The sequence below is a fragment of the Photobacterium panuliri genome (genome assembly GCF_059920555.1).
In genome coordinates this window covers 1,383,092-1,396,463 of the sequence record NZ_CP197193.1, presented here as the reverse complement: position 1 = coordinate 1,396,463, position 13,372 = coordinate 1,383,092, and the positions used below count along the sequence as shown (strand labels likewise).

Below are 13,372 nucleotides of genomic sequence, written 5' to 3'. Positions count from 1 at the left end.
AAAACGCTGGCATGATTTCATGTCAGCGTTTTTTTATATCTAGCCAAAAGGGCCTGTTTGGTTGGTTATCGGTGTCTTCAACATACGAATATACCAAGACATCAAAAGAGCTATGCCGAGAAAGGGGAAGTGATGGCCATGCAGCGAAGGGTGTTAGACCCGTTTCAGGTATTCACTTTCGCTGTAGTAATCGGTTTTATCTGCCCGGTCCAGAAAAACGAGCCCGTTGAGGTGATCCAGTTCGTGCTGGAAAATGCGGGCGATGAAACCGTCAAGCCGAGTCGTGATCTCTTCTCCTTCCGGTGTGAAGTAGCGTACCTCGATGTGCTTGTGGCGGCTTACCAATGCCCTTATCCCTGGAATGCTTAGGCAACCCTCCCAGTCCTTTTCCATATCGGCACTGGCCCAGAGAATTTCGGGGTTGATCATGAGGGTGGGCTCCATTACCGGTGCATTGGGGTAGCGCGGGTTGGGCCGAGAAGCCACGATAAAGGCCCTGATTGATTCGCCGACTTGTGGGGCGGCAATACCGACACCGTTGTGGTACAGCATCTTTTTCTCAAGGGCTGTAAAGAAAGCACCATACTGGCTGAAGGTCTCCCGGGGCAGGGGGCGGGCCTGCTTGCGGAGGACTGGGTGGCCTAACTCGGCAATCTGCAACGTATCCATCCTTGTTATCCTCGTAATACCAATGACCGTGAGTGGTATAAATACGGTCGTTCATTCAACTGCGGTTAAATTTCACGGGGTAATCTTGATACTTAACTTACATCAAGATTTTAGTGCTCGCGAGGATATATGATGCGCTAAGTTAGGAAAATGGCTTATGTTTTCCTATATCACAATTAAAATTTTTTAAAGGCATATATCAACTAAAATTTAGAAAGCGCCACTAATGATGATTAGAATCAAAAAAAGTAGTAACCATTCAAAAAATTTTTGCATTACTAAAATATTGTGATAATCTACACACAGATTTGAGAGACACAAATCAACAAATATGAAGTTTCCCCGTAAGGGGGGGCTGGAATGTCTAACGGGGATTACGGCCTTGTTAGACATTGCTGGGGGCACCCAGCTTATCCTGCTTGGAACCCAGGGTAATTATGGAACGGGAATGCGGCCCTGAGCTTACGCTCAGGGCCGTTTTTCTATCTGCACATTTGCTTCCATGCACATTATCTTTTCATCGCAATGTCTTAACGCGTTATTGAATACTGTGTTTGCGGTAACTGTTTCCTGAGTCAACTTCCTGAGCCAACGAGTAGTGGCTACTCATTGTTCAGCCACAGCATATCGTGCTCGGCAATATACTCTTTATAGCCGGTTTCCCACCCTTGAACAGCAAGTCGCTCATGGGAGGTATTGAGACATTGTCCGGTATATTGCGTCCCTTTTTTGCCTTGCTTATATGTATTGAATGGTAGGCAGTACTGCTCGATGCCCATTTTGTAGCCTACGTTATATTCGGCCACGGCGTTTTCGTTGAGAGTGTGCAGGCGGGCGAGGTCTTTTTCGCTACGTATCAGCCGTCCGGTTTCGCCATCTTTGAGCCCTAGTTGCTCCCACTGGTTTTCCTGGGCAAGTTCGGTATCGTAGTTTTGTCCGGTACAAGCAGCGAGGCCAAGTATTGTGAGGGATAACACCAGATATTTCATGATAGCCTCCGGTCATCAATACTAAATTTCACTATAAGTATATGACGCGGTGGGTGTTGTGCCGTATAAGATGGGATTTATCAGTAATCTGTCTAAGCCTTTTGCTTCTCATAACAAACTTGTCAAATTCTCTTCGTTCATCTTTATGGTTGGTGTGCACTTACTATGTGTCGAGCGGAGAACGAATGCCAGTAGTAGCAGATAAAATTCCATCCCACCCAGCCCACAAGAGCTGTTGCCACAGCTATCTCAACAATTCCCAATCGTTCCAGCCAAGCCCATTGGGGATAGTCTCTGCTCAGCCATTCGGTTAGCCTGTCGAGGGCGACGGCACTGATCACCGATGGGAAGGTGAGTGCGGCTAGCGAAGGTTGGAACCGTTGCTTAAGCAAGTTGATATAGCACAGGTAGACCAGAATAGTCATGGTGATCCCTACGCCAGCCAGAGCGCCGGTAAGGATGGGATCCGGATCGCTGACGTTAGTGAGATAAGCGGTAAGGGCAAGGTTAACAGGTGCAGCCATGATCGCCAGTGTGGGGCGAGCCTGACGGGGAAGGCGACCGGCAAAACAGAGGCGATAGAGCATTACCGGCAGCATCAGGAAATAGATAGCAATACAGATATCGGTCATGACTAAGGCAAAGTCATGGTGGCCGAGCTGTGGGCCGGCCAGTGTTCCGCTGATGGCCCCGACGGGGTATAAAAACCAACTCGGGTAGATATTGGTGAGCCGAAATCGCCGGAACTGATGGAAGAAGAAATAGCCCATCATGAAAAAATGCAGTAGCAAGGCGGGATACCAGAGTAAGCGGGCGCTTTCCACATGAAGTAATGTCAGATAGTCGGCCAGAATCAACATTGTCATCGAGATGGGGGGCATCAGGCTGCCGTGGAGTGGGTGACGTAAATCTTGTAAAAACTGGCGGCGGTTAGCGATGTACTTGAGCAATACAGGAATGAGCAGCAGGGCGCCGAGGGTCGCAAAGCTGCCGCGGATCCAATCGGCTTCGGATGGAATAAAAAGGGACCATGCCAGCCCGGTTCCCGTTGTGGCGAGCGCGAGTGCCGCTTGGGCCGAGGGGACATGCAGCAAGGCTTTGGCAAACGTCGTCATAGATAAACCGGGTTCCGCAATCGTTATCTTTAAGCCTCAATATGTTATACCAAGTTGCAGAAGGAGGCATGGGGCGGCATCAAGTTATCGCTGTTCCGTGCATGAAAATAGCGTGCCGGAAGTTGCTCATCTGGGTAGTTTTTGAGTGGAAATAGGATAGAAAAATGGAGATTGCAGGAAGGATCACACTTCAGCAGAATTACGGGAAAATCGGGTTGCGAAAAGCCGAAAACAGTACCATATTTACATTGTGACCTGTAAACGAGCTGGTTCAACCAAAGCCAAAGGAGAAATGAGCTGTATTCAGCAAGGCTCAAGGGTACAGGAAGCAGGTTGATGTGAATCAACACCCACTAGGTCAGTGGCCTAGATACAATTTGGTTAGCAACACAAAAAATTGATACTTCTTCGCCAATACCAATGATGTCCGATTTAAATTAATGACTGTATCGGGCACGGCATACTCAACGTAATGAGTGGCGAAGCCGCAACATGTTTATATTCATTACCAACGCCGCTGTGTGCTGTGTAGGTACACGAAGGCAAAAACTTAGAGATATAAACCAAGCCGCACTGCAATGGTGCGGCTTTTCTTTTCCTGCAAAGTACTTTCATCCTCCCCTCCCTAGTATTAGGCCGCAGTATTACCGCCATAAAGCATGAACATACCAGAAAATGCTGCATAGCCGACAGAATAGCGCCGCCCCTTGTGCGATTACTGGTATTGAGATAATGGTAGTTTGGGATGACTTTCCGGCTTTTTATCAAGGGCCGTTCGAATCGGCAATGGATGATTTCTCTCGTCATAGAATTTGTGATAAATGCGGGAGAAAGACCATTAATGACAACTTAATGTAAACTTTTTTATACAATTGATTGAGGGGGGAGCTCATTCATTCGTTTTTGTGTACTGAAATGAAGACATTTCTTCACGAATTCTTCACTTGGGTTGGGGCACAATTGATACCAGCTCATCAACACGAATAATAAAATGAAAAAAATACTGCTGCCCTTGTTAGTGACATGCTCTTTCTCTGCCGCCGCTGCACCTTACGTCGGCGTAGAGTATGGCATGGGTACGACAACCCATGATTTCCAGCCAGCCTTCAACACCGATAATATTCAGCTTGATCCCAAGCAGGAAGACGGTATCGCCAGCGGCTTTGTCGGTTATGCCTTCAATGATACTTGGGCCCTTGAGCTTGGCTATAGCCAATTTGAGCTCAGTGACAGCCATAGCAAATACCTTGGAATGACCACGGTGAACGGACAGGTTTATACCCACGAATTGGATTGGGATTCATCCGTCGATGCCAAGCAAATTTCATTGCTACCTGTATATACCTATGAACTGAATGAAAAGTGGTCGGCCAAACTAAAAGCTGGCCTGACTTACACCCAGTACAAGGCCAGTGCGGGTAAATATGAAGAGTTCGAACTGGTTGCCAACGATGACATTGAGCATGGCAAAACTTTGTCACATACATCGTCAACAACAGATAGTGTAGGTGCGTTGGTGTCGGCCGGGGTCGAATACAGAATCCTATCGCGATTGGCTATTGGCGCAAATGCAAAATACCAGACGGACAGCTTTGCTAGCACGGCATCATTTAATATCGGTACAACGTATTATTTCTAAATTAGGGTATAAAATCATGAAAAAACAATTGGTGGCATCGCTTGTTCTATTGGCTTCAAGCCCTGTTTTTGCTGCATTTAACGGCCCTCACAGCCTAGTTATTGATACTGTTGCTGCTGCACAATCGGCACAGGACGATACCGTGGTTGAATTAACGGGCTATATTATTAAGGCATTGGGTCATGAAACCTACTTGTTCAAAGATAGCACTGGCGAAATCAACGTGGAAATTGACCATGAAGACTGGCGGGGAGTGGATGTCAGCCCCGTTGAGCAAGTGATTATTCGCGGTGAAGTAGACAATGAGTGGACGACCACACAAATTGATGTTGATTCAGTCCAAAAGATCTAATTGAGAATGCGAACATAACAGCGGACTATCGGAAAAAAACACTGTGAAGTAATGAAAATTCACACATGTTTCACACTCGATATTATATATTGTTATCGCTCATCAGGTGGGGTGGGGTATTGTTAATTGATGGTGTTCTTAAATATCATTACCCATTCCACTTTAACAATATAGGTGTTTCGTATTCAGGTTAAACATAAGAATAATAATCACCTGAAGTTAAACTATGATTAGACAATTGCTTCATATTGAAACTTATTCTTTTCATAATGGGCACTTAACTTATGCATTATGGTCTGATGGAATACTTGAGAAACTTGTCGTAAAAAACTCTCGTGTTGTTTTTTACGAAGAAATAGAAGTTCGTATAACTACATGACTATAGTGTATTGTTAAACTTTGCACGATATTAAAAATTTAAATAAAGTACATTGGTATATAGCCTTACCTTTCGTGGACGCAAGGACAGCGTTCACATTTTTTTCATCATCTATAGATGGTGAGATAGCCTGAAATTCTGCTTATGATTTCCATGACAAGGAATGTTACCTGCGTGAAGATTGACTGTGTTTGTTGTACACAGTGTTTCGCCAGATATCTTAGGATATCTGGCATTTTTTTCACGTAATTATATTTAAACAACTAAACCAAAGCCAACATAAGACACATAATAATATAATATGAAGAAAGTACAGCACCGCCCTCGATTTGAACAAACCCAAAAAAGAATAATGAAAGCCAAAGATCTAACAGATCTAATTGTTAGATCTCAAGGTATGAAAAAAAAGGAAGAATAAATTAGGGATAAAGCCAAAATATCAAAGGTAGGACTGAGTATGAAATTTTGGCTTTTTCAAAATTTAAACTGTTTATTTTAAATAATAAAGTTTATTTATCAGTATGTTATTTCTTATAAATACTATTTATTATCATTTCAAACAGATTGAGTAAGAGTATTTGCCGGCGTTATTTTCTAAGCCCATTACCTTGGAAAACCTTAAAGCCTATAAACTATTACGTTGCTTCCTCATTATAATATGAAATGGCAAGACCTGTGATGTATGACAAATGTATATCAAAGTGTTAATTTATTGGTTTTCATTTGGCTTTTGCTGCCTTTGTTACGATGTCACGTTTACCGTTGTTGATGTAATAATTATAGGTTGTTGTTTTACATCGATTTTTCCGTTGATGCATGGGCTGGCCGGATGTATTCCCATCATTTACCGGCCAGACATAGCATTTGAGTACCTATTGGCTTTCTTCATTGCCTCAATTATTCAAAAGTTTCAAAATAGAACTTGTAATCACTCACGCCATCTATCTGTACGCCTTTCTCTCTTAGTTCAAGGTACTGCTGGAGCTTAATCGTTCTGAAATCCATCGCCTTTAGTGCCAGAATTATCCGTAGCTCATCCATTGGGCGAGACTTAGCCGCAGAACTGCACGTACTGCAGACCACGTGCGTTTTTGTTTTAAAACCTGTCTTATCCAGCCAGTTAAGGGTTTTGGGCTCTTTACGTTCACCACAGAAATAACAGCGATTATCCTGCCGCAAGGCTGCTTCTTCCCTTAGGGCTTTTGGGTTTGATGCTGGTTTAGATGCGGCAGTGCTGGCTTTCTTGCTACCACTGAACTGAGAAAACTGAACGACATTGGGCATTGGGATAACTCTTATTCTTCAAGGTGTATGCGTGCTGTTGACGCTGTTCTATAGATCATTATTGTCTAATAGTGAGTGAGGTTAAAGCAACCGGCCATTAAGAATGGCAAATATGGGAATAAATGGGATTAAGTAGGATCTCGTGGTTGAGGCCTTGCTATTAAAGGGCTTGTGGCGTGGTACTTCTATTTGTGAATAGTCTTTGTTGTCACTGATTAAGCGCAGTGAACAATCAATGCTTTTTGAAAAGGGTTAATGTTAAGGTCAATAAATAGCGAAGCTTTGTCTTTGATAGTTAGTAAGTCATATTGCATCACGGAGGATTTTGTTGCTATTTGTTATGATGATAGATGTGACTAAACACGTATTTATAATGTAATCATGTGATTTTTTTAGAGAAAATTGCAACATAAGCTCAAGGGCGTTATAACGATATTTTTATAGATAGTTTATTGGTTTTATGATTGTCACGTAATGTGGCATTTGTTTTGTTATAAATTATTTCCCCTTTATGAATAATAGTTGTTGTTTGATATGGAGAGTCAACGATGAGTGATTTTTTTCAAAAATACTTAGGTGGTTTAAATCGACAATATTTTTTCAGGCATCTTTTTTTTGGCTTGTGTATAACGGTATTGTTTTCTTGGGGTACGTTGGGTAGCTCTAATCCGGATAAAATTTTGAATATTATTTGGTTTGTTGTTAGTGGTTTCCTATATCCTTATTCGAGGTTTTTATATGAATCAATAGTTGGTTTTTTTGTTGGTGAAAATGTATTTATTGTCAATGCTTTTCTGATGCTTGTGGCTAAACTAATGACAATGCTTGTTTGTTGGTTTTTTGCTGTTTTTATAGCTCCAATTGGTTTTATTTGGCTGTATTTTCATAATGCTAAAAATAATAAAGTCGAATCTTGATTATTTTAATTGATGGCTTTGTAGTATATGCTATATAAATATAATGGTTATTCCTCACTAAGCTTATGATACTTAAAACCGCCCTCCGGCGGTTTTTGTTTTCCCCCTAGCGGAAATGTTGGATTGACTCAGCGATCCCCGCCTTGTTCAATAATCGGATTGGCCAAATGCAGGAGGTGGGGCATGGAACAGCAGCAGGAGATCTTCAAAACCCTAGAACTGCTGATTAACAGCGTGTCTGAAATTGCCGATGATAACGTGCGCCAGCGTTGGCCATCGACGCTGCAATCATTGAGCGAAGTGCTAAACAGTGAACTCAAACGCGCTAACATAGAATCACTTCACCTAGCCGATAAACTCACCATCGCTTTTGGCCATTACTTCGGTGGCCGTGACATCTATATCCCCACTGGCACCAAATTAAAATCCGCCCTGCGTAACATCTCAATCTGGCGCGAATACAACGGTCGCAATATCGAGCAGCTGGCCAATCACCATAAACTAACTGAACGGCAAATCACCGAAATCATCCGCGAACAACGCCAAGCTGAAGTGAAGCGCAGGCAGCGGGAATTGTTTTAATTTTTGGGGATAATTTTTTCCATTCACATTTATCAATATCACTATTTTAAAAATTTGATTAAAATACAAAATTGGTAGGTTTTTGTAAGGAATATAAATTTTAACCAATATTTAATGTCAATTTTTAATGCTATTGGTATAGATATTAATCACTTAATGGATGAATATTTGAGTGCGAATGAACTCAGGTATCTCAATAATGTATTGCAATCAGAGCAAGATCTAAAGCAAAATTTTTATACTAGCGATCATGGGGAAAATTTAGAATGTTTACTATTGTTTCTTCATTCTCATAAGAACGATATTATCAAATTAATGCAGGGTAAAGGTAGAAAGGAAATTATTATCGAGCTATATACCTCAAGCACAATTTCAGGCAGTTATGATTGTTTTCGTTTCAATTTGTCTGAATTTCCACAAACCTATACTCCAAACAATCAAGTCATGACCTTATACCGGATAGGTAGAGATGGAGAATGTGAGGGGAATCTGGGATGTTCGTGGGCAAAAAGCATTGATGGTTTGAGAGCGTATTGTGATGCATCAAACTTATCCAAATCTATACTTGAATCCAAACCCATATTTGTTATTACAATTGATGATTCTCAGGTGTTATTTGAAGGTAAGAAAAGCGAACAGGAGTTGGTGCTGAAGCCTAATTTTACGCATCATACGCTAGTTATGCTAGATGATGAATTACGCAGCAAAGTTGGCAGATAATCCTCCAAAATTGTACGGCATTTAGTCCAACGACATCTTTCAGGATCTACCTCCATATCACCAACCGCCCCACACCCCATACCATCCCTGTAATCAAACAATTTACAGGGATGGAGCATGGACATACTCACCCTCAAGCGCCGCCATTTCGAACACGGCACCTTTTCCACCTTACATACCCAAAACGGCACGCAGATCTGCTGCATCGCCGAGCGGCCTTGGCTGAACAACCAGCCCAATATCTCGTGCGTGCCACCGGGCACTTACAAACTTCTCCCACACCAAAGCCCGAAGTTACCCTTGAAGCGCCAATCATTGGTGTCATCCGTGGGCCTAGCGCGAAGCCTGCAGGCAGCTCGCATTGATGAGCCAGCTCGGCCAGTTATTACGTCATCACCACCTCCAAGCCGAATATGGTCATCGCCGGGTTCTTGCTCAGCTTCGCGGCTGGCAAAAGCACCACTAGCGGTGCGGTGCGTGCCGTGCGAGAGCTAAAAGGAACAAGGCCTCGCCTTTGGCACTCCGCTCGAATACGGCGCAATCCATCACTACGGCGGGCAACAAGACATGCCCCCACACCTTGTCGCCATTCCTGCCCGCCCATGGTTGGATCTCTCGCAAGAAAACATCAACGATATCTACCACATCCTAGAAGATTTCTTGCAGGATAAATAAACGCCTTATAATCAACGCTAAGCTGCTAGCGCCTGACAAGGTACAACGGCTTTGGTGAAAACGAGTTAAACGCCGTAGAAGGGATTTAAACGGGTGTCGAAATAACGTGTGGCTCATCCTTTAACAGAACACGCGCTTTCCTGAATGATATGTATTTGGTGAAGCTAAATCGAATAATAGCTTTGCCCTTGGGGGATAGGGCAACGTTACCCACCACAATGGCATACGCGCCTTGCAGTTCGTCAAAGTCGTTGAGTTTGAAATTACGTTTTAACTGTTGCTTGAGTTCCTTGTCCAAGTAAATGCTGGGTTCGGAATAGCTGTTGCCGTGGTTGAGCCATAGCGCACCGTCTTTGTCGGTGTTCACGTTGTTAATACAACCCCAGAAGATCATAAGCTGCTCGGAATGGGTATCGTTTATGTCAGAAAAAGAAACGAGGAAATCGCGCAATGCGCCATCAAGAATAACGCGGTCAGAGTCGGTTCTGATTTCAATGGTTTGGCCGTCATCGGCATAATGTGGATTTTTTTGCAGGTAAGTTAAAATCTGCCGCAGTGATTTGTTAACGGCGTAATGGCCTTGTTGGCTGTATTCGTTAACGGGTTTCCTGTTGATCCAGTTAGCGTCTTCATTATTGTGTTTGTTGCCCTGTTCCGAGGTTAGTATCGAGTGTTGTTTGGCTCGGTCTAGATCGACGACAAAATCGGAATTGCTGGCGTTATCGTCATTATCGCTATCTTCCTCGTTGCTAACGATAATTGTTGAAGCGGTACACCCCTCTAGGTGGTGGGCGGCAAAGCAGGCGCTTCTTTCGGTCTCGCCACGAGTAAAACTGCGAATAAACCAAGCCTTCTCTTTGCACTCTAAGCAAATGATTTGTCCCCGATACTTCTCAGGTTCCTTCTCATAATTAATCGTGCTGCAAATCGAATCATCGACAGTAAACAAGGTATTTATCATCGCGCTAAAAAGTACCTCTATATCATTGGGTTAACGCCCAAATTAGCAAGGTGTAGACATACCAGCAATGATAGAGCTGCTAGGCCAGCGAAAGTGTGAGTCGCTACGGTTTTTTGTGGAAAATTAGCAGTGGTTCGACATTTTTCCTGCAAAATATCGCGATTCCGGCCCGTCCCTGGTTTGGTGTCTCACAAGATGATATCAGCGAGATCTATGACATCCTCGGTGATTTCCAGATGGGAGAGTGAGCGGCCTGTAATCCGTTCTAAGGCGATAACGGCCAATAAGGTGCAACGGCTTAGGTGAAAAGGAGTTAAACACGGCTGGAAGGATTTAAATGAGGTGTGGGAGATGTGTGGTGGGCTAAAGTGCCTTTGTCACATTTCATTCAGAGTAGTTACCCTCCACATTTTTAAAGCTGGTTATTTGACCTCTTTTTTCCGATATAACAATATGTGTTTGGTAGACGAATACTCTTCTCTTTCCATGGATTTAAAAGAGTGGGTGTCAATCTTTAAAAGAAAGAATGGACTTGTTATGACTAAGATTCCAGTTGGCTATCGGTGTTCGACTGATAGATATATAAAATCAATTAGTATTCAGAATAAACTTGATGCAATGGATGAAAAAATCAAGAACACATTAAAGCGCATGTCAGAAGCTAAATTTTGTTCTCAGGAGCACAAAGAACTGACTAATACGCTTAATCAGCTAGAACAATCATACAAGCGTAAAAAGGCTGAATTAAAAGAAGTTAAAAGTCATCAGGCACAACATTTTTTAGTGGATTTGTCTTCCCAAAACAATAAGGCTGGCAAAAAAGGCAAATCTATCCAGCAAAAGTTAAAAGATAGCAATCAGAATCGGAAGCTTAAAGAATGGAATGCTATTCAGGCTCAGGCCCGAAGGGAGAGAGAGGTAAGTCAAAGAGATTTAAAAAAATTTAAGCTGGCAGAACAGAAGGCTAAAGCTGATAGAACGTATGTTAGCGAATTAAGAAAAATGGATGAATCATTCAAGCAACTCGTTGGACTGGAACTAGGGAGAAAAGATATGCAAAGAGAAAGGGTGGACGTATTTATCAGTCACGCTTCAGAGGATAAAGATTCAATCGTGCGAGATTTAGCTGACTCACTGATATCCGAGGGAGTTAAAGTTTGGTACGACGAATATTCATTATCTATTGGTGACAGCTTAAGCGCTTCCATCAATAAGGGATTGAGTGAGTGTACATTTGGCATAGTGATCCTTTCTCCAAACTTTATTAAAAAGCGCTGGCCGGAAATAGAACTGCAAAGCCTGTATGCCAAAGAAGTCCATAAAGGTAAAACGATACTTCCGATCTGGCACCGAATTACTGTTGATGAGGTAATTGAATTTAACCTTCATTTGGCCGACAAGTTTGCTTTCAATTCTGCTATTCATTCAATTCAGGCAATGACAACTGCAATTATTGGAGAGTTGGATAAGAAACTAACGCAATCTGTTGATGGTTGAAGTATACCGATGGGACAACTTTACTCGAAACCGCTCTAAAGTGAGCTACCTTATGTGATGGGTTTTATGGTGCTAGATTGTAGTGTGGTGTAAATGCGTCTAGGGAAGATAAATAGATGACGAGCAGAGAAGATAACAATCAGCCTAAATTCAAAAATAAACTGAGTGAGTATCAAGTAGCTGAGATATCGAAAATTACTGGATTAGAAGGAAAAAACCTTGAACATTTTGTTACCAATATAGAATTCCAGCTTAATGATGAAGGAGTTTTACCAACTGACGATTATGGAAACTTAGACTTTAAGTTAAAAGACAGAAGTGCTAACAACTATAGAGATTGCAAGGACAAAATTAAAGATATTTGCAAGGATATTGAGAAGTTAAAAATAAAGATACAGAGTTTAAACAGCATTGCCTATAGGCCCTTAAATGTCAGTTCGGATAAGCTTGGTGTCAAAGAGTCTAATGATTCTGAACATGATGGATATTTCGTTTATGATGACATTAATGCTGTAGATTACTTATCAGAATTGAATAACGATTTAGAAGGGATGTTGGAACACTATGAGCCCAGTGTCTCGGCTACGTCGGCAAGGGTAACTGAATGTTTACATACAGCTTGGTGTTTTGCGATATCCGGTAGTTTACCTAATGGAAAAGACATGGCCGTGAAGCTTAGTGAGGGGAATGCCTTTCTTGAGGTTGTAGCTGTAGTGACATCATGGAATTTTGAAACCGCTAAGAAAAATGTAAGTAATGCTACTTGGTATAAAAATCGAAAGTCTGCATTTGAAAAAGGATACATGAAAACGATGTGATACTAGGGAAAAAGTAGAGTTTTTTTCTGTATAGCTTTCCCTGAATCGCTATCTCAAGTTAGGTAAATTTACGTCATGTTAATTGACTTATATTGAGAGGATTTATGACATTGGGATTGGTAAAGGTGTTGGCTGAATTGTCTATACCAAAGCTTTGTTTAATTTTAAGTATTCTGTTAGCTGTCATTGCGCTAGAGTTTGGGATTTTTACTGGCTTTTTTAACTAGGGCAGTTGTCGGTAAGCAATAATGATCGTCTCCATCAATACTGGACACTGAGTTCAGCCCAGTTTCCCCCTGCTAATCCCGAATCCCTTCCTCCCCACCTAACTCCTTCATAGCGCCACACTGGCGCTATGAAAACATCAAATCTCACTCACATCGCCCAGGCAGTCTTATCTGCCAACCTAACCGGTAACGTCGCGGTTCTGGTCGCCGACCTCAACCACCACGACAACGGCTGGGTTCAGTTGCTACCTGCGGGTAAGTTCAAAGCCCGTGACGGCCGCCCTGTATGCCGAAAAGTCGGCGGACTTCTCCCTTAGATTCAATTCTCACAGTGCCGGTGTCGGTACTGAAATCAACCTATACGGTCAAATGGAGGATCGTGACGAGGACGAACTACTCAAGCAGTTGCTTGCCAAGCTGGGCATTGAACTCAGCGGCGACACCCTGAGCAAAGATTTTGGCGGGTGTAACCGCCCGTCTACAACTACATGTCAGGAAAATTACCTGAATCGCTGCTGAATTTGTTGCGTTTTATAAATTAATGAATT

General features: G+C 42.6%; 16 protein-coding genes. 11 read left to right on the top strand and 5 right to left on the bottom strand.

Features of this window, described 5'->3' with window-relative positions; translation table 11 throughout:
- Window positions 1-153: 153 nt before the first annotated feature.
- The 3 genes from def to ACSF8X_RS22470 all read right to left on the bottom strand — a co-directional run bounded on the left by def (window position 154) and on the right by ACSF8X_RS22470 (window position 2,773).
- Window positions 154-669, bottom strand: a complete 516-nt coding sequence (gene def / locus ACSF8X_RS22480) for a peptide deformylase (RefSeq protein ID WP_500851537.1) — start codon at window positions 667-669, stop codon at window positions 154-156.
- 602 nt (window positions 670-1,271) lie between these two features.
- The gene (locus ACSF8X_RS22475) at window positions 1,272-1,658 is read right to left on the bottom strand and encodes a DUF2799 domain-containing protein (RefSeq protein WP_500851536.1); all 387 of its coding nucleotides are present in this window, start codon (window positions 1,656-1,658) and stop codon (window positions 1,272-1,274) included.
- Between the two features lie 143 nt (window positions 1,659-1,801).
- Window positions 1,802-2,773: a TDT family transporter gene (locus ACSF8X_RS22470; protein ID WP_500851535.1), complete on the bottom strand. Its 972-nt coding sequence runs from the start codon at window positions 2,771-2,773 to the stop codon at window positions 1,802-1,804.
- Between the two features lie 991 nt (window positions 2,774-3,764).
- On the opposite strand from ACSF8X_RS22470, the gene ACSF8X_RS22465 reads away from it, so the two are divergent.
- Together ACSF8X_RS22465 and ACSF8X_RS22460 are read left to right on the top strand one after the other, a co-directional pair.
- Complete coding sequence (locus ACSF8X_RS22465; protein ID WP_500851534.1) at window positions 3,765-4,412, top strand: AcfA family outer membrane beta-barrel protein; 648 nt, start codon at window positions 3,765-3,767, stop codon at window positions 4,410-4,412.
- 16 nt (window positions 4,413-4,428) lie between these two features.
- Window positions 4,429-4,764, top strand: coding sequence for a YgiW/YdeI family stress tolerance OB fold protein (locus ACSF8X_RS22460; RefSeq protein WP_500851533.1), 336 nt, complete (start codon window positions 4,429-4,431; stop codon window positions 4,762-4,764).
- Between the two features lie 1,276 nt (window positions 4,765-6,040).
- Here ACSF8X_RS22460 and ACSF8X_RS22455 read toward each other — a convergent pair.
- Window positions 6,041-6,427, bottom strand: coding sequence for a hypothetical protein (locus tag ACSF8X_RS22455; RefSeq protein ID WP_500851532.1), 387 nt, complete (start codon window positions 6,425-6,427; stop codon window positions 6,041-6,043).
- 548 nt (window positions 6,428-6,975) lie between these two features.
- Between ACSF8X_RS22455 and ACSF8X_RS22450 the strand changes: the two genes are divergently transcribed.
- The 5 genes from ACSF8X_RS22450 (at window position 6,976) to ACSF8X_RS22430 (ending at window position 9,321) form a co-directional block, all read left to right on the top strand.
- The gene (locus tag ACSF8X_RS22450; RefSeq protein WP_500851530.1) at window positions 6,976-7,344 is read left to right on the top strand and encodes a hypothetical protein; all 369 of its coding nucleotides are present in this window, start codon (window positions 6,976-6,978) and stop codon (window positions 7,342-7,344) included.
- 183 nt (window positions 7,345-7,527) lie between these two features.
- The gene (locus ACSF8X_RS22445) at window positions 7,528-7,926 is read left to right on the top strand and encodes a Mor transcription activator family protein (RefSeq protein ID WP_500851529.1); all 399 of its coding nucleotides are present in this window, start codon (window positions 7,528-7,530) and stop codon (window positions 7,924-7,926) included.
- A 114-nt stretch (window positions 7,927-8,040) separates the two neighbouring features.
- Window positions 8,041-8,646 (top strand): hypothetical protein, encoded by a 606-nt coding sequence (locus tag ACSF8X_RS22440; protein WP_500851528.1) that lies wholly within the window; start codon window positions 8,041-8,043, stop codon window positions 8,644-8,646.
- Window positions 8,647-8,763: 117 nt separating this feature from the next.
- On the top strand, window positions 8,764-9,141 hold the full coding sequence (locus ACSF8X_RS22435) for a DUF5675 family protein (protein ID WP_500851527.1): 378 nt from the start codon (window positions 8,764-8,766) through the stop codon (window positions 9,139-9,141).
- A 45-nt stretch (window positions 9,142-9,186) separates the two neighbouring features.
- Window positions 9,187-9,321, top strand: coding sequence for a hypothetical protein (locus ACSF8X_RS22430; protein WP_500852150.1), 135 nt, complete (start codon window positions 9,187-9,189; stop codon window positions 9,319-9,321).
- Between the two features lie 85 nt (window positions 9,322-9,406).
- Here ACSF8X_RS22430 and ACSF8X_RS22425 read toward each other — a convergent pair whose 3' ends face one another.
- Entirely contained in the window at window positions 9,407-10,282 is an 876-nt protein-coding gene (locus ACSF8X_RS22425; RefSeq protein ID WP_500851526.1) for a hypothetical protein, read from the bottom strand.
- A gap of 537 nt (window positions 10,283-10,819) precedes the next feature.
- Between ACSF8X_RS22425 and ACSF8X_RS22420 the strand changes: the two genes are divergently transcribed.
- The 4 genes from ACSF8X_RS22420 to ACSF8X_RS22405 all read left to right on the top strand — a co-directional run bounded on the left by ACSF8X_RS22420 (window position 10,820) and on the right by ACSF8X_RS22405 (window position 13,343).
- Window positions 10,820-11,779, top strand: coding sequence for a toll/interleukin-1 receptor domain-containing protein (locus tag ACSF8X_RS22420; protein ID WP_500851525.1), 960 nt, complete (start codon window positions 10,820-10,822; stop codon window positions 11,777-11,779).
- A 116-nt stretch (window positions 11,780-11,895) separates the two neighbouring features.
- Window positions 11,896-12,597 carry a hypothetical protein gene (locus tag ACSF8X_RS22415; protein ID WP_500851524.1) on the top strand — a complete coding sequence of 234 codons (702 nt, stop codon included), beginning with the start codon at window positions 11,896-11,898 and terminating at the stop codon, window positions 12,595-12,597.
- Between the two features lie 355 nt (window positions 12,598-12,952).
- Window positions 12,953-13,141 (top strand): hypothetical protein, encoded by a 189-nt coding sequence (locus ACSF8X_RS22410; protein ID WP_500851523.1) that lies wholly within the window; start codon window positions 12,953-12,955, stop codon window positions 13,139-13,141.
- Entirely contained in the window at window positions 13,095-13,343 is a 249-nt protein-coding gene (locus ACSF8X_RS22405) for a hypothetical protein (protein ID WP_500851522.1), read from the top strand. The genes ACSF8X_RS22410 and ACSF8X_RS22405 overlap by 47 nt, the downstream gene beginning before the upstream one ends.
- Window positions 13,344-13,372: the final 29 nt, after the last annotated feature.

Excerpts from the sequence above, each read along its gene's own strand:
- ACSF8X_RS22435 (WP_500851527.1), top strand. The coding sequence starts at position 8,764 with ATGGACATACTCACCCTCAAGCGCCGCCATTTCGAACACGGCACCTTT.
- ACSF8X_RS22465 (WP_500851534.1), top strand. The coding sequence starts at position 3,765 with ATGAAAAAAATACTGCTGCCCTTGTTAGTGACATGCTCTTTCTCTGCC.
- ACSF8X_RS22440 (WP_500851528.1), top strand. The coding sequence starts at position 8,041 with ATGTCAATTTTTAATGCTATTGGTATAGATATTAATCACTTAATGGAT.
- def (WP_500851537.1), bottom strand. The coding sequence starts at position 669 with ATGGATACGTTGCAGATTGCCGAGTTAGGCCACCCAGTCCTCCGCAAG.
- ACSF8X_RS22475 (WP_500851536.1), bottom strand. The coding sequence starts at position 1,658 with ATGAAATATCTGGTGTTATCCCTCACAATACTTGGCCTCGCTGCTTGT.
- ACSF8X_RS22460 (WP_500851533.1), top strand. The coding sequence starts at position 4,429 with ATGAAAAAACAATTGGTGGCATCGCTTGTTCTATTGGCTTCAAGCCCT.
- ACSF8X_RS22420 (WP_500851525.1), top strand. The coding sequence starts at position 10,820 with ATGACTAAGATTCCAGTTGGCTATCGGTGTTCGACTGATAGATATATA.
- ACSF8X_RS22425 (WP_500851526.1), bottom strand. The coding sequence starts at position 10,282 with ATGATAAATACCTTGTTTACTGTCGATGATTCGATTTGCAGCACGATT.
- ACSF8X_RS22455 (WP_500851532.1), bottom strand. The coding sequence starts at position 6,427 with ATGCCCAATGTCGTTCAGTTTTCTCAGTTCAGTGGTAGCAAGAAAGCC.
- ACSF8X_RS22410 (WP_500851523.1), top strand. The coding sequence starts at position 12,953 with ATGAAAACATCAAATCTCACTCACATCGCCCAGGCAGTCTTATCTGCC.
- ACSF8X_RS22415 (WP_500851524.1), top strand. The coding sequence starts at position 11,896 with ATGACGAGCAGAGAAGATAACAATCAGCCTAAATTCAAAAATAAACTG.
- ACSF8X_RS22470 (WP_500851535.1), bottom strand. The coding sequence starts at position 2,773 with ATGACGACGTTTGCCAAAGCCTTGCTGCATGTCCCCTCGGCCCAAGCG.
- ACSF8X_RS22450 (WP_500851530.1), top strand. The coding sequence starts at position 6,976 with ATGAGTGATTTTTTTCAAAAATACTTAGGTGGTTTAAATCGACAATAT.
- ACSF8X_RS22445 (WP_500851529.1), top strand. The coding sequence starts at position 7,528 with ATGGAACAGCAGCAGGAGATCTTCAAAACCCTAGAACTGCTGATTAAC.